This window comes from Citrobacter sp. CK191, from assembly GCF_030333435.1.
GTDB lineage: Bacteria > Pseudomonadota > Gammaproteobacteria > Enterobacterales > Enterobacteriaceae > Citrobacter_B > Citrobacter_B koseri.
The window spans coordinates 41,068-56,178 of the sequence record NZ_JAOWFX010000023.1 but is presented as its reverse complement, the minus strand read 5'-3'; the positions used below and the strand labels follow the sequence as shown (position 1 = coordinate 56,178).

Annotated in this window: 11 protein-coding genes; 1 reads left to right on the top strand and 10 read right to left on the bottom strand. The window is 57.9% G+C overall.

Annotation, left to right across the window (positions count from 1 at the left end; genetic code table 11):
- Positions 1 to 351: 351 nt before the first annotated feature.
- Positions 352 to 1,893 carry a methyl-accepting chemotaxis protein gene (locus OGV82_RS05930; RefSeq protein WP_101744378.1) on the top strand — a complete coding sequence of 514 codons (1,542 nt, stop codon included), beginning with the start codon at positions 352 to 354 and terminating at the stop codon, positions 1,891 to 1,893.
- Between the two features lie 57 nt (positions 1,894 to 1,950).
- Here the strand turns inward: OGV82_RS05930 and iolB are convergent, their stop codons facing one another.
- The 10 genes from iolB to OGV82_RS05880 form a co-directional block, all read right to left on the bottom strand.
- Complete coding sequence (gene iolB, locus OGV82_RS05925; RefSeq protein WP_047461795.1) at positions 1,951 to 2,766, bottom strand: 5-deoxy-glucuronate isomerase; 816 nt, start codon at positions 2,764 to 2,766, stop codon at positions 1,951 to 1,953.
- A 9-nt stretch (positions 2,767 to 2,775) separates the two neighbouring features.
- The gene (gene iolE, locus OGV82_RS05920; RefSeq protein WP_286462615.1) at positions 2,776 to 3,666 is read right to left on the bottom strand and encodes a myo-inosose-2 dehydratase; all 891 of its coding nucleotides are present in this window, start codon (positions 3,664 to 3,666) and stop codon (positions 2,776 to 2,778) included.
- Positions 3,667 to 3,681: 15 nt separating this feature from the next.
- Positions 3,682 to 5,586, bottom strand: coding sequence for a bifunctional 5-dehydro-2-deoxygluconokinase/5-dehydro-2-deoxyphosphogluconate aldolase (locus OGV82_RS05915; RefSeq protein ID WP_047461790.1), 1,905 nt, complete (start codon positions 5,584 to 5,586; stop codon positions 3,682 to 3,684).
- A gap of 12 nt (positions 5,587 to 5,598) precedes the next feature.
- Positions 5,599 to 6,732 carry a Gfo/Idh/MocA family protein gene (locus OGV82_RS05910; protein ID WP_047461787.1) on the bottom strand — a complete coding sequence of 378 codons (1,134 nt, stop codon included), beginning with the start codon at positions 6,730 to 6,732 and terminating at the stop codon, positions 5,599 to 5,601.
- A 10-nt stretch (positions 6,733 to 6,742) separates the two neighbouring features.
- Entirely contained in the window at positions 6,743 to 7,771 is a 1,029-nt protein-coding gene (locus OGV82_RS05905) for an ABC transporter permease (RefSeq protein WP_047461785.1), read from the bottom strand.
- A gap of 11 nt (positions 7,772 to 7,782) precedes the next feature.
- Entirely contained in the window at positions 7,783 to 9,330 is a 1,548-nt protein-coding gene (locus OGV82_RS05900) for a sugar ABC transporter ATP-binding protein (RefSeq protein ID WP_047461783.1), read from the bottom strand.
- 54 nt (positions 9,331 to 9,384) lie between these two features.
- Positions 9,385 to 10,314, bottom strand: coding sequence for a substrate-binding domain-containing protein (locus tag OGV82_RS05895; RefSeq protein ID WP_012134754.1), 930 nt, complete (start codon positions 10,312 to 10,314; stop codon positions 9,385 to 9,387).
- A 39-nt stretch (positions 10,315 to 10,353) separates the two neighbouring features.
- Positions 10,354 to 11,340, bottom strand: a complete 987-nt coding sequence (gene iolG, locus OGV82_RS05890; protein WP_012134755.1) for an inositol 2-dehydrogenase — start codon at positions 11,338 to 11,340, stop codon at positions 10,354 to 10,356.
- 315 nt (positions 11,341 to 11,655) lie between these two features.
- Entirely contained in the window at positions 11,656 to 13,581 is a 1,926-nt protein-coding gene (iolD, locus tag OGV82_RS05885) for a 3D-(3,5/4)-trihydroxycyclohexane-1,2-dione acylhydrolase (decyclizing) (RefSeq protein ID WP_101744377.1), read from the bottom strand.
- Positions 13,582 to 13,592: 11 nt separating this feature from the next.
- Positions 13,593 to 15,098, bottom strand: coding sequence for a CoA-acylating methylmalonate-semialdehyde dehydrogenase (locus OGV82_RS05880; protein WP_047461779.1), 1,506 nt, complete (start codon positions 15,096 to 15,098; stop codon positions 13,593 to 13,595).
- Between the last annotated feature and the right edge of the window lie 13 nt (positions 15,099 to 15,111).

Sequence of the window (15,111 nt, the reverse complement as noted above, 5' to 3'; positions counted from 1 at the left end):
CGCATCATGAGTAAGAATACTGACCGCAACGCGGCAGCGTGCTTCGCGGAGGGGGCTAAAACCCATCAAGGAAAGCGGGCATTTATCAGCCCTGATAAATCAGCTCTTTTTATCTTTTAGATTTAGTTTAAGTCGATATATATCAATTCCAGTTTATCAACCTGCATTTATGTGTTTCATATTTATGACACGCCAGGTTTATTAAAAATAAAAATTCATTTGAAGTGCTTTCATATAAATGATGATTAGTAGAGAATGTAACACCTCAGATAAAACCGCCATTTACTATTATTTACCTGATGCACAATGGGTGAAATTTGCATTTCATATAAATAGCGTCATGGAGTTTTCATGAAAAACAACACAGCTGTCACGCAAAAAGAATATTTGCTTAACAATAAAACAACGTTATTATCAACCACAGATAAAGACAGTCATATTACCTATGCTAACTCTGCATTTATTGACGCCAGCGGATTTAATGAAACGCAGTTAATGGGTAAACCACATAATATTATTCGCCACCCGGACATGCCCTCTGCCGCTTTCGCTGACATGTGGCACACGATACTACAAGGCGATAGCTGGACCGGGCTGGTCAAAAACCGGCGACAAAACGGCGATCATTACTGGGTACGCGCAAATGTTACCCCTGTCTGGCAAAATGAAAAATTAACGGGGTATATTTCAGTACGCACCGTGCCTTCCCGGGATGAGGTTTCGCACAGCGAACAGCTTTATCAGAAAATAAATAATAATGGAATTAAAGGGTTTCGACTTTTTAAAGGCATAATTATCCGTCGCGGAGCGCTGTCCTGGCTTTCGATGTTTAAATGGCTGTCTGTTAGCCAACGCGTCAATTATGCTTTAGCCATCACCAGTCTGGCAGCCCTGTTATTTATTTTCTTACCTGTTCCTCCTGCTATTCAGGGGGGCAGCATCATCGTATTATTTTTGCTCCTGGCTATTTACCTTAAGGTTCAAATTTGTCAGCCGGTTAATACGCTGCTGGTGCAGATGAAAAAAGTGGTTTCGGGCCGTAAACCCGATAATTGCCATTTGCAGCGCGTAGACGAAATAGGGATGCTCATGCGACTGGTGAATCAATCGGGGCTTAATCTACGCTCCCTGGTTGATGATGTCAGCACGCAAATATCCGGTATTCAGGCTATCAGTCAGCGCGTGTCTCAGGAAGGCACGGCATTACAGAGCCGCTCAGAAGAGACATCTGCCGACCTGCAACAAACCGCCGCTGCCATTGAAGAGATCGGTAGCGCTGTGCAACAAACCGCAGATACCGCGGCCCAGACAATGACGATGGCCGACAGTACCAGCGCCAATGCGACTGAAGGCGGCCATATCATGAAGCAAACCATCACCATGATGCAGGCTATCTCGCGCGATAACAGTCAAATCGTGGACATTATCGGCGTCATTGACAGTATTGCTTTTCAGACCAACATCCTGGCGCTGAATGCAGCGGTCGAAGCGGCCCGCGCCGGTGAATCCGGGCGCGGATTTGCGGTCGTTGCTGCAGAGGTGCGTAACCTCGCCCAGCATTCTGCGTCTGCGGCAAAAGAGATCAAACAGCTTATCGAGAAAAACGTCACTAACGTCAATACGGGAGTGCAAATGGTCGAGCAGACGGAAACACACCTTACCGGAATGATCGATGACGTGTTGCAGATGTCTACCATGATCAAAGAGATAAGCCTGGCGACGCGGGAACAAACTTTAGCGCTCGAACAGATCAACAATTCAATTTCACGAATTGGTTCCATGACGGACAACAATGCGGAAATGGTGGAGCAGGTGACGGATGCCGCGGGGGATTTAACGGGACGCGCGTCACGGCTGCAACAGGCCGTACAGGTTTTTGGCGCCTCACGATAGCAGCGAAAAGTAAAAAGCCCTCAGCATACGCCAGGGGCTTTTTTATTTACCGCGTTCTCAACGCGCAGGGTAATCGCGGTTAATCCACGCGTGATCGTCTTCCCAGGTGAAAATCCATTTGCGCACCGGGCCTGCCATCACATTCAGGTAATAACTGTCATACCCGGCCATTGTCGCCACCGGATGATAGCCTTTCGGCACCATCACGACGTCACGGTTGTAGACCGCCATACACTCATCGAGCGAGCGATCGTCGGTGTATACCCGCTGCATACAAAATCCCTGTTCCGGGTTGAGGCGATGGTAATACGTCTCCTCAAGAAGGGTCTCGTAAGGCGGATTGTCAGTGTCGTGCTTGTGGCTCGGGTACGAACTGGTACAGCCTTCGTGAGTCCACACTTCCACCACCAGCAGACTATCGGCAGGTTTATCTTCCGGCAGAATGTTGTGTACATAGCGCTGGTTATGCCCCTTGCCCCTTGCCTCGCCGTCGATATCCTGCGGCGCAATCAGGCGGGTGGGATACGTCCCCTTGCCCGGCGCGGCGCATACCGCCAGCTCCAGCTTTGTTAACGCCTGTACCTGTACCGTTTCTCCGGGCGTAACGTATACCGCCCACGGCTTAATACGCTCGAACGGGCTCATCCGCTCGCCAATCTCTGAAAACTGCGCGGTTGGCGTGGTGACAGACGCCCTCCCCGCCACCAGCACCAGACAGCGCTCTTCAGCAACGGCGGGAAGATGCAACTGCTGCCCTTCTTCAAGCTCAAACGCGTCAAAACCGACGTAGCCCCAGCCTGCCCGCTCCGGGGTGACGGACTGGGTACGTCCCTGCGCGTCAGGCTGTTGCCAGCGTGACAGTAAACGTGACATAGCGCCTCCTCAGATAAGACCGGCATCCCGCGCCAGGCGGCTCAGGTTGTTATATCCCAGCCGCGCGTAAGTCAGCGGATGGGCAATCGCCGGGTCCTGCTCCGCCTCCACCACCAGCCAGCCGTGATAATCGTGCGCTTTCAGCAGTCGCATAATCGGCGGGTAATCCACGCAGCCGTCGCCCGGTACGGTAAAGACGCCGCTGAGCACCGCATCCAGAAAGCTGGTTTTACGGTTTTTCACATCCGCCAGCACGTCGGCGCGTACGTCTTTACAGTGCACATGATTAATACGGCTCGCCCAGCGTTGCGCCACCGCCAGCGGGTCGGCGCCAGCAAACGTTAAATGACCGGTATCCAGCAGCACTCCGACCTCATCGCCGGTATGGGTCATCAGATTGTCCACATCCTCAGCGGACTCAATCACCGTCCCCATATGGTGATGATAAGCAATCTGCACCCCCTGCTGCTGTGTATAGCGGGCGAACGCGGTGAGCTTCTCGCCATACGCCGCCCAGCGCGCCTGCGGGAATCGCGGACGCAGGTGAACCGGCGTCTGCTGCTCGCCGTGAATGCAATGGCTCACCTCAGCGAAAACCATCACTTTCGCCCCCAGCTCGCGCAATAACGTCAAATGCGCCTGCGCCGCCGCAATCTCTTCCTCTACGCTCCGCTCCAGCAGGCGACCGGAATACCACCCGGACACCAGCTTCAGATCGTGGCGTTGCAGGATTGGCCCCAGCAGACGCGCCTCGCGTGGGAATTTATTACCGAGTTCAAAGCCCGCAAAACCAGCCTCTTTACCTTCGCTCAGACAGGTATCCAGCGGCGTTTCCGCGCCAAGAGAGGGCAAATCATCATTGGTCCATGTCAGCGGATTAATGCCTAATTGCACAGCCATAATGTTCTCCTAAAGTTATGCCTGCCCGCGCTCGCGCCACCAGGCGATCAGTTGCAGATAGTTATCCCGAATGCGCGTCACCAGTTGCGCATCGTCAATGTCATGTTTCAGCCATGCGCGGGAAGCTTCGCCAAACAGCGTGCGTCCCACCGCAAACCCCTTCACCAGCTCATGTCCGGCAGCGGCTCTGAACCCTGCGCGTAACTGTTCAGCTGGCGCATCCAGCCCAAGAATCACCACGCCACGGCAGTGCGGGTCGCGGCGTTCGATAATGTCACTCAGCGCCGTCCAGCCGTCAGAGGAGAGCGGCGGCAGTTTCCACCAGTCGGGGTAAATGCCCAGGTTGTAGAAGCGGGAGATAGCCCGCAGGTAAAGCTCATCGCTGCGCGGCATACCCACAGGTAAAATCACTTCCAGCAGCAGCTCATGCCCCGACTGACAGCAGGCGTGATACACCTCGGCGATTTTCTGCTCCTGCTCCAGGCGCAGGCCGTGGGCATCTTCCGGGTGGAAAAAGACCAGGCACTTCACCACATGCTCCTGCGGCCAACTGATAAGCTGAGTGCCAATGTTGCCGTGCTCCATCTCCAGCGGCCGTGAGCCGGGAAGCTCAATCGGGCGGCCAATCCACCACCCTTCGCCGGTTATCGCATTCAGCGCGTCCTGGCCAAACGTTCCGTCGCACAGCAGGCCGGCTTTTCCTTCCAGCCCCGCGCTGTTCGCCGCATCGCGGCTGGCCTGTAAGATCAGCGTTTTCAGCGCCGGAATGCGCTTCAGGGAGGCGCCGCACTGTAGCGCCATCTCTTCAAGCTGACTGCGGTGATCAAACGCCATCACGCACAGTTCCGGCCAGTTACGCCGACGCGTCGTGACGCGATGCAGATGATTAAGCCGTGGATCAAGATCCGGGCGCGGCACCTGATGCTCGCGGGAGAGGTAGTCATCCAGCTCCACCTTACTCGGCATCGCGGGCGCGCAACCGTGGCGCGAAACCACCAGCGCGCCGCAGGCGTTGGCGTAGCGGCAGGCCTGCTCCCAGCCTTCATCATTGAGATAACCGCGCAGCAGCCCCGACATAAACGCATCGCCCGCGCCGAGCACATTGAGCACCTCGACGCGCACGCCGGTCACCGTCAGCCCGTCATCCAGCGACGGCGGAATCGCGTCGGTATACACCGAGCAGCCCAGCGCGCCACGTTTACAAACCAGCGTCGCCGCGCTTACCTCACGCACCTGCGCCAGCGCCTGCACGGTATCGGTAGCGCCGCCCGCAATATGAAACTCCTCCTCGGTGCCGACGATCACATCAAACAGGTGCAACACCGCCTGCAACTGGCGAGTGACCTGCTCTGCGGCAATAAAGCGCGTTTCGCCGTCGCCCAGCGAGGTCAGCCCCCACAGCACCGGACGATAGTCGATATCCAGTACCGTGCGCACGCCGTGACGGCGGGCACAGGTCAGCGCGGTCAGCACCGCGTCGCGGGTTTGCGGATGAGAAAGATGGGTCCCGGTGATGGCGAGGCAGCGGGATGAAGCGATGTACTGCTCGTCAACATCGCTGGCGGTAATCGCCATATCCGCGCAGTTATCGCGATAAAAAATCAGTGGAAAGGTGTCCCGGTCTTTAATGCCGAGTAGCACCAGCGCCGTCAGGCGTTCTTTATCCGTTATCAGATGGCTGGTATCGCAGCCAACATGGTTAAGCTCTTCGCGCAAAAAGCGCCCCATATGTTCGTCGCCCACTCTTGCCAGCATCGACGAACGCAGCCCCTGACGCGCGGCGCCGTAGGCGACATTCCCTGAGGAACCGCCGAGGTATTTGGCAAAACTTGAGACATCCTCCAGCCGTGCGCCAATCTGCTGGCTGTAGAGGTCAACCGCCACGCGGCCCATGCATATCACATCAAACTGCTTTTCCACGTTGATACCTCGTCAGACAATATCGTTCACATTCAGCCAGCGGCCTTCCTGATGCGAGAGCGCGATGGCGTCCAGCACGCGCGACACTTTCCAGCCCTCTTCAAAATCCGGCCACATCGGCGCATCGGCGGCAACGCCGTTCACCAGGTCGCGGATTTCCACCGTTTTCTGATCGTTAAAGCCGATGCCGTGCCCCGCCCCCATGCAAAACGCGGCATAGTCCGGGTGCGCGGGCCCCACCAGCAGGGTGCGAAATCCCTGGCGGTTAACCGGATCGTCATGCAGATAGAGCTTCAGCTCGGCCATTCGCTCCTGGGTAAAACTGATGGCGCCTTTGGTGCCGGTAATCACGTATGACAGCCCCATTTTGCGCCCGCAGGCCACGCGGGAGGTTTCGATCACCCCCTGCGCGCCGCTGGCGAATCGCACCATCGCGTGCGCCTGATCTTCATTTTCCACAGCCACCTTCTGCGCCGATCCCGCGCTGGCCGGGCGCTCCGGCACCACAATTTTCAGGTCGCCGCAGACTTCGCGAATATCGCCGACCAGGTAGTGCGCCATATTGACGATATGCGCCGCCAGATCGCCCAGCGCCCCTAACCCCGCCGTCTCCTTAAAGCAGTGCCAGTGAATAGGGGAAAGCGGGTCGGCCATATAGTCCTCGTTGTGGGTGCCGTAGAAGTGGATCACATCGCCTATCTCCCCTCGCGCGATGATCTCTTTCGCCAGCGCCGCCGTCGGGTTCTTCATATAGTTAAAACCCACCAGCGTTTTCACCCCGGCCTGTTTTGCGGCCTCAACCATTTCGCGGGCATCGTGAGCGTTCAGCGCCAGCGGCTTTTCCGAATAGACGTGCTTACCGTGGCGAATGGCCGCCAGCGCCATCTCTTTATGCAGATGGTTGGGCGAACAGATATCCACCACATCGATATTCGGGTCTGCCACCAGTTCGCGCCAGTCGCCGGTCGAACGGCGAAACCCGAATGCCTGCGCCCGTTCCGCCGCCAGCTCCGGCGTCACCTCCGCCACCATTTCGCGCACCAGCTGGCCTTGCAGGTTGAACACCGTCGGCGCCTGGGCATAGGCAATGGCGTGCGCCTTGCCGATGTATCCCGTCCCAATCAATCCAATTCGCACTTGTTTCATTATTTATCCCTCACAGCGCGCCACGACGGCTCTTGGCATAGGTATCAAACGCCACCGCCAGCACAATAATCAGCCCGGTAATAATTTGTTGGTAGTAGGCGGAGACGTTCATCAGCACCAGACCGTTTATCAGAATGCCCATAATGATCGAGCCGATAACGGTGCCGCCGATGCGGCCATAGCCGCCCATCAGCGATGTCCCGCCAATGACCACCGAGGCGATAACGCGCAGCTCAAAGGAGATCCCGGCCACCGCCTCCGCGCTGCCCAGACGGGCGCTCAGCACAAACCCCGCCAGCCCGGCCAGACAGCCAATCACGACATACACGCTGACCAGCACACGTTTGACGTTGACCCCGGCAAGACGCGCCGCCTCCGGGTTGCCGCCAATGGCGTAGACGAAACGGCCCCAGCGCGTTTTGTGCAACGCCAGATAACCGCCGATCGCCACTAGCGCAAAAATCCAGATCGGGATGGAGATACCGAGCAGTTCGCCACGCCCCCACCAGCGGTAGCCCTGGTCAAAACCGGCAATGGGCGCGCCGTCGTTAATCACCAGCGTCAGGCCGCGCCAGATGGTCATCCCGCCGAGGGTGACAATGAACGGCGGCAGGCGCAGGCGGGTCACACCCAGGCCATGCAGGAAGCCAATCGCCGTCCCCATCGCCAGGCAGATGCCGAGGCCAATCAGCCAGCTCATCCCGCCCCAGGCGCTCGGGTCTACCGTGGTGAAGTTGTCGCCTTTAATCACGTATGCTGCCGTCATGGCGCATACCGCCAGAATGGAGCCGACAGACAGATCGATTCCGGCAGTCAGGATGACGAACGTCATTCCCACGGCCATGATCCCGTAGATCGACACCTCGGTCAGGATGTTGAAAATATTGCGTTCTGACAGGAAGTTACTGTTCTGCGTCTGGAAAAAAATCAGCAGCAGGAACATAAAAATCAGTACCCCAAAGCGCTCGAAAAAAGCGATCGGATCGATACGTCCGTTACGTTTGGCAGGGGGTTGCGTTTTGGTCACTATCTGCGTCATGTGAAACTCCGTTATGCCGCGTTCAGGGCGTTATGGTTGATGGCCATCATCATCATGAGCCGCTCTTCGGTGGCGTCATCGCCGTGGATTTCACCGGTTACCCGGCCTTCGCTTAAGGTGATGATCCGGTCGGACACCGCCATCACTTCGGGCAGATCGGAAGAGATCACAATCACCGCCACGCCCTGTTTCGCCATATCAAACAGCACCTGGTGCACCTCGGATTTGGTGCCCACATCGATGCCGCGCGTCGGTTCATCAACAATCAGCACCCGTGGATTGAGCGCCATGCAGCGCGCGAGGATCACTTTCTGCTGATTGCCGCCGGAGAGCTTGCGCACCTCCTGTTCGCTGTTGACCATCTTGATTTGCAGCGCCTGGCGGTAAGATTCGATCAGGTCATCTTCTTTGCGGGTGTTGACGAAAAAGCGCCAGCGCAGCAGCGAAGAGAGACTGGAGAGCGACAGGTTGTCGCGAATAGACAGTCCCAGCACCGCCCCCTCTTTTTTGCGATCTTCCGGCACCAGCGCCACGCCCTGATCCAGCGCGTACATCGGGTCACGGGGGTGATACGCCGCGCCGTCCAGCTCGAACGTCCCGGAAGTAAAGCCGTCAGCGCCAAAAAGACAGCGCGCCACTTCGGTACGCCCGGCGCCGACCAGCCCCGCAATCCCCAGCACCTCCCCGGCGTGAACGTGAAAGCTGATGTCGTGCAGCGCAATGCCGTGCGGGTCCAGCGGCGGCTTTTCGCGACACAGCCCTTTCACCGCAAGGCGAATCGGTTTGTCTTCATGATGGGTTTCGCTGGGGGGGCGACGATTAAAGGCCACGTCTCGTCCCACCATCAGGCGGATCAGCTGTTCCACGTTGGTTTCCGCGACCGCGCCGCTGCCGGTAAAACGGCCATCCTGAAACACGGTAAAACGATCGCAGAGCTGGAAAACTTCATGCAGGCGATGGGTGACATAAATAATGCTCACGCCCCGACCTTTAAGTTCCCGCACGACGCGGTGCAGGCTTTCCACTTCGCTGTCGCTCAGCGCGGCGGAAGGTTCATCCATAATGATGAGCTTCGCGTTCAGGGTCAGCGCGCGGGCGATCTCCACCATTTGCTGCTGCGCCACGCTCAGTCGGGCGACCGGCGTGGTCGGCGCGACATTCAGTTGCAGATAGTCCAGCACCACCTGCGCCTCCTGGTTCACGGCCTTCGCATCGACAATCACATTACGTTTACGCGGCTCGCGCCCGAGAAACATATTTTCCGCAACGGTCATGTTGGGCAGCAGATTAAATTCCTGATAGATGGTAATGATGCCTTTGTTTTGCCGCTCAACCGGCGAGTCCTCCACCGGCAGCGTTTCGCCATTGAACCAGATGTCCCCACGGGTCTGCGGCTGCGCCCCTGCCAGCGCTTTCAGCAGCGTGGACTTCCCCGCGCCGTTCTCGCCAAGCAGCGCGTGAATCTCCCCCGTCCCGACGGTCAGTTGTACGTTGCTCAACGCCCAGACGCCGGAAAAGCTCTTTGCCAGATCGGTAACGTTCAGTAAGGGTTGCAACATCGGTCTGCTCCTCCTTTAATGCGAGCCGCCGCAGCGACGGCGGCTCCGGGCAAATCAGTTACCGGCTTCGCCGATACGCTCGGCCTGTTGCAGGTTCTCTTTGGTGATTAACGTCGGCGGATAATCCGCACCGGTGATGGCTTTCTTCTCACGCACGTTCGCAACCAGTTGGCTCATCGCCGTCTGTACCGCGAAACCCGGACGCTGATCCGCCGTCGCCGCCATCCAGCCGTCGCGCACCCGCGCCAGCGCTTCCGGCACCGCGTCAAATCCTGTCACCAGAATTTCGCCCGGTTTCACCCCCTGCCCCTGCAACGCTTCAATCGCGCCCAGCGCCATATCATCGTTGGCGGAGAGGATGACCTGCGGACGTTTTTTCAACGACGGCAGCACGCTTTCAACAATGCGCATTCCTTCCGAACGCATCCAGTTACCGGTCTGGTCAGCAACAATGCGGTACGTATCGCCCCCCGCCTTCAGGCTGTCGCGAATGCCTTTGGTGCGTTCAATATTGGAAGAAGAACCCGGCTGGCCGGTCAGCAGCACAATGTCCGCGCCGTCAGGAAATTTGCTTTTGACAAAGTCGCCAATGGCCTGGCCGCCCTTGTAGTTGTTCGCGCCAAAATGCGGAACCTGCTTCTGGCTATCGACGGAGCGATCGAGCGTCACCACCGGCAGCTTAGCGTCCTGAATCTCATCCACCGCGCTGGAAACTGCGTTGACATCATTCGGGGAGACGATGAATCCCTGGGCGCCACGGGTGATAGCGTTTTCCAGATCGGCAACCTGCTTCGGCGAACTTCCCTGCCCGTCCAGAACCTGTAGGCTGACGCCCATCTCTTTCGCGGCTTTCACCGCCGTGCGCTGCATGTGAACTTCAAACGGCATTGCCAGATTCGGCGTGCTGAAAACAATTTGTTCGTTCTCGGCCATTGCCGCCCCGGCTGTCATGGCGATGAAGGCGGCTAAAATCAGCTTTTTCATTGTTATGTCTCTCTGTGTAGGGTGTGTTGTTATGGAAAATCAGAGGAGAACTTCACGCTGGCTGTGCAATGACTCCAGCGCTTTATCAGCCAGATACAGCGCACGCTCACCGTCATCACCGCTGCACTCCGGCACTGCCTCACCGCGTAAGATGGCGACAAAGTGCTCCCACTCGGCGGCATAGGCAGCCTGATAACGTTGCAGGAAGAAATGCTCAGGCAGCGCGCTGGTGCAGCCGTTCTGGCCAAAGTGCTGCACCTGGTTTTCGAGGATATTGCCCGCCGTAAGCAGACCTTCGGAACCGTGCAGCTCCAGACGCTGGTCATAGCCATAAGACGAGCGACGGCTGTTAACGATGGTCGCCAGCGCGCCGGAGGCATACTTGAGCACGATAAACGCGGTGTCGATATCGCCTGCCGCGCCAATTGCCGGATCGACCAGATTGCTTCCCTGGGCGTAGACCGAAACAGGCTCTTCCCCCATGATGAAACGCGCCATATCGAAATCGTGGATGGTCATATCGCGGAACATCCCGCCGGAGACGCGCACATATTCCGCAGGCGGCGGAGAAGGATCGCGGGAGATAATCAGCAATGATTCCGGCTTGCCGATGCGCCCGCTCTGCGCCTCGGTTTTAACGCGGCGGAACTGTGGGTCGAAACGACGGTTAAAGCCGATAAACAGCGGCACGTCGAACTCTTTGACCACTTTCAGGCAGTCGCGCACGCGGGCAAGATCAAGATGTACGGGCTTTTCACAGAAAATGGCTTTGCCGTGGCGGGCGGCCAGTTCAATCAAATCGGCGTGGGTATCCGTGGCGGAGGCAATCAGCACGGCATGAACATCAGGATCGGTCATCGCCTCATCAAGACTTTGCTGACGGGCCTGATATTGTGTAGCCAGGCGGGAGGCAAAGGTCTCGTTCGGATCAACGACAGACCACAGGGTTGTCTCTTTGTGGGTTGCGATGTTAGCGGCATGTACCTGACCAATTCGGCCAGCTCCCAGTAAAGCAATGTTAAACATAACGGCTCCCGGTGTTGGTGAATGCGGTGAACTAACGACCCCTTAAATAAAACATTTATTTCATTTTTATAAATAGTGAAAATTATGTTTTTGCGCGCAAGTTAACATTCTTGTGATGATTGAGGTAAATTTTGTTATCAATCTCACAACACAACGATGGAGAAGATGCAGAGCCTGGCCCCCTTTCATTCAGAAAGAGGGCGAGGAATGAAAAAACAGGAAAAATGAAATGAAAATTTCGTTGTCGCAGGTTGCCGGATGGCGGCGCGAACGCCTTATCCGGCCTACGGGTTAGCGCCATCCGGCATTACTCACTCAATACTGACGCGCCTTTTTCACCTGATCGAACGTCTGCTCGGCGGCTTTTCGCACCGACGGTGAATCGGCCACCTGCGCATCGCCGGTGCGCCACCATGAAGCGTAATCGTGAGTCATCGTTTTTGGCAGCACTTTAATATCCAGCAGCGTCGGCCCCGGATGCGCGCGCGCCGCCTCCAGCGCCGTCAGCAGGCTCTGCTCATCATGTACCCGCCACGCCCGGCAGCCGTAGCTTTGCGCATTTTGGGCGAAATCAACCGCCACCAGCGGGCCGTCCAGCTGACCGGATTGTGGTTGACGGGCGCGATTCTCGGTGCCAAAACTGCCCATCCCATGCCCCATTTGCAGGTTATTGATGCAGCCAAACCCGCCGTTATCAAACAGCAGGATGGTGATTTTTATCCCCTCCTGCACCGCCGTTTGCAGCTCGGAATGCAGCATCATGTACGAACCGTCGCCCACCATCGCATAGACCGGCTGCTGCGGCTTCGCGAGTTTCGCCCCAAGCGCGGCCGCAATTTCATACCCCATACAGGAATAGCCGTACTCCAGGTGGTAGCTGTCGGGCGTTTTCACCTGCCAGAGGCGCTGCAAATCGCCCGGCAGCGATCCCGCCGCGCCGACCACAATGGCGTCATCCTCAATGTGCTGGTTGAGAATCCCCAGAACGCGAGTCTGAGTCAGCCGCGTGTTCAGCGCTTCACTGTATTCCGCCAGTTGCGCATCAAGGTGCCCGGCAATTTCCGGCGCGTCATCCGGGCGCCACTGGCGAGACCACAGCCGGCGGCACTCCTCGTCCCAGGCCGATTTCGCCTGCGCCACCTCGTCTCCCCAGCCGCTGCGATAATCCTGAAGCCCTTCCGTCAGCGCCGTCAGACCAGCGCGGGCATCAGCCACCAGCGCCGTGGCGTCCAGTTTGAGGGCGTCGAACTCGGCGACATTCAGCAGGAGAAATTCTACGTCCGGGTGTGCAAACAGCGCTTTCGAACCGGTGGTGAAATCGGTCAGACGCGTGCCGGCGCCGATAACCAGATCGGCCTGTGGCGCCAGCTGGTTTGCCGCCAGCCCGCCGGTAACGCCAATACCGCCCAGATTCAGCGGATGGTCGCTGACCAGCGCGCCTTTCCCGGCCTGCGTTTCCGCAAACGGCAGGTGCAGGTTTTCCACAAACTGACGAAACGCGTCGTGCGCGCCGGAATAACGCACCCCGCCGCCGCAAACCACCAGCGGGCGCTGTTTACGGGCAATCAGCGCCCGCGCCTGCGCCAGCCGGTGTGGGTCCGGCGGTCGTCTTTCAATATGGTGAACGCGACGGGCAAAGAAACTCTGCGGGTAATCCCAGGCTTCGCCCTGCACATCCTGCGGTAAACAGATCGTCACCGCGCCGGTATCAGCCGGATCGGTCAGGGTGCGCATAGCGTTAAGCATCGCGCTCATCAACTGTTCCGGGCGGTTGATACGATCCCAGTAGCGCGAAACCGGGCGAAAGCAGTCGTTGGTGCTGATACTGAGATCGTGGTACTGCTCGATTTGCTGTAATACCGGGTCCGGCTGGCGGCTGGCGTAGATATCGCCCGGCAACAGCAGCAGAGGAATACGGTTCGCCGTCGCCGTGGCCGCCGCCGTCACCATATTAGCCGCGCCGGGCCCTACCGAAGAGGTGACGGCGTAAATGCGCTGGCGACAGTGCTGTTTCGCGAACCCTGTCGCCATGTGCGCCATTCCCTGTTCATTACAGCCCTGATGCACCCGCAAATGCCCGGCATCCTGCTCCAGCGCCTGCCCGATGCCGAGTACGTTGCCGTGGCCGAAGATGGTCGCCACGCCTTCGATAAACGGCATCTCCTGCCCGTCTACATCGACGTACTGTTGATTGAGAAACTTGACCAGCGCCTGCGCCATGGTCATACGTACGGTTGTCATAAGTTCCTCCGTCAGCCCAGCGTTGGCATGGAGAACGCGGCGCCGCTATCCTGCTGCATCTCCGGCCAGCGGGCGGTAACGGTTTTCATGCGGGTATAAAAACGCACGCCGTCATTACCATGAACGTTAAGCGGACCAAAAATAGACCGTTTCCAGCCGCCGAAACTGTGGAACGCCATCGGCACCGGAATCGGCACGTTAACGCCGACCATCCCGGCCTGCACCTCTTCACAGAAACGACGCGCGCAGCCGCCGTCGCGGGTAAAGATCGCCGTCCCGTTGCCATATTCATGGCGATTAATCAGATCCACCGCGCTGGCGTAATCCTTCACCCGCACCACGGAGAGTACCGGGCCAAAGATCTCTTCTTTGTAAATCGTCATCTCAGGCGTGACGTTATCAAACAAGGTCGGCCCGACGAAAAAGCCCTGTTCGTGGCGCTTCACGCTAAAGCCGCGACCATCCACCCGCAGCCGCGCGCCCTGCGCCTCGCCGCTGTCGATATAGCCCAGCACTTTACTGCGATGTGCGGCGGAGATCAGCGGGCCCATCTCATTTTCCGGCGTTTGATCAAGCCCCGGCCCAACGCGTAACGCGGCGATCTGCGTTTCCAGCCGCGCGCAAAGTTCGTCCGCCGTGTTATCCCCCACCGCCAGCACCACGGAGAGCGCCATACAGCGCTCGCCCGCCGCACCATACGCCGCCCCCATAATCGCATTGGTCGCCATATTCATGTCTGCGTCCGGCATCAGAATGCAGTGGTTTTTCGCCCCGCCCAACGCTTGACAACGTTTGCCGTGCGCCGACGCCGTCTGATAAATATATTCTGCAATCGGCGTCGAGCCGACAAAACTGACGGCCTGAACGCGCGGATCGGTCAGCAGAACATCCACCGCTTCTTTATCGCCCTGCACGACGTTAAAAACGCCATCCGGCAGACCGGCCTCTTTCAGCAGTTTTGCCAGCGCAAGCGGCAGCGAGGGATCTTTTTCCGACGGCTTAAGCACAAAGGTATTGCCGGTAGCCAGTGCGATGGGGAACATCCACATCGGCACCATCGCCGGGAAGTTGAACGGGGTGACCCCGGCGCACACGCCCAGAGGCTGCATCAGTGAATGGCTGTCAACGCCGGTGCCGACATTCGCCGAATGTTCGCCTTTTTGCAGGTGTGGAATGCCGCAGGCAAACTCGACCACTTCCAGACCGCGCGTCAGTTCGCCCACCGCATCAGAATACACTTTGCCATGTTCTTCACTGACCAGCCGGGCGAGCGAATCCATGTTCTGCTCCAGCAGCGCTTTAAAACGAAACAGCACTCGCGCGCGTTTCAGCGGCGACTGCCTTGACCAGGCGGCAAACGCCTGCTGCGCAGCGGCAATGGCTCGCTCCGTTTCCTGCGCCGTGCTCATCACCACCTGACGAATTTGCTCGCCCGTGGCGGGGTTGAAGATCGCCTGAATGCGCTGGCCTGAGCCTGTAACACATTCGCCGTGAATAAAATTCGCTACCGTCTCCATCCTGAACCTCTCG

What these genes read in the sequence shown, in the direction of transcription:
- OGV82_RS05900 (WP_047461783.1), bottom strand. Translation starts at nt 9,330, where the DNA reads ATGTTGCAACCCTTACTGAACGTTACCGATCTGGCAAAGAGCTTTTCC.
- OGV82_RS05880 (WP_047461779.1), bottom strand. Translation starts at nt 15,098, where the DNA reads ATGGAGACGGTAGCGAATTTTATTCACGGCGAATGTGTTACAGGCTCA.
- OGV82_RS05910 (WP_047461787.1), bottom strand. Translation starts at nt 6,732, where the DNA reads ATGAAACAAGTGCGAATTGGATTGATTGGGACGGGATACATCGGCAAG.
- OGV82_RS05905 (WP_047461785.1), bottom strand. Translation starts at nt 7,771, where the DNA reads ATGACGCAGATAGTGACCAAAACGCAACCCCCTGCCAAACGTAACGGA.
- OGV82_RS05895 (WP_012134754.1), bottom strand. Translation starts at nt 10,314, where the DNA reads ATGAAAAAGCTGATTTTAGCCGCCTTCATCGCCATGACAGCCGGGGCG.
- iolG (WP_012134755.1), bottom strand. Translation starts at nt 11,340, where the DNA reads ATGTTTAACATTGCTTTACTGGGAGCTGGCCGAATTGGTCAGGTACAT.
- iolE (WP_286462615.1), bottom strand. Translation starts at nt 3,666, where the DNA reads ATGGCTGTGCAATTAGGCATTAATCCGCTGACATGGACCAATGATGAT.
- iolB (WP_047461795.1), bottom strand. Translation starts at nt 2,766, where the DNA reads ATGTCACGTTTACTGTCACGCTGGCAACAGCCTGACGCGCAGGGACGT.
- iolD (WP_101744377.1), bottom strand. Translation starts at nt 13,581, where the DNA reads ATGACAACCGTACGTATGACCATGGCGCAGGCGCTGGTCAAGTTTCTC.
- OGV82_RS05930 (WP_101744378.1), top strand. Translation starts at nt 352, where the DNA reads ATGAAAAACAACACAGCTGTCACGCAAAAAGAATATTTGCTTAACAAT.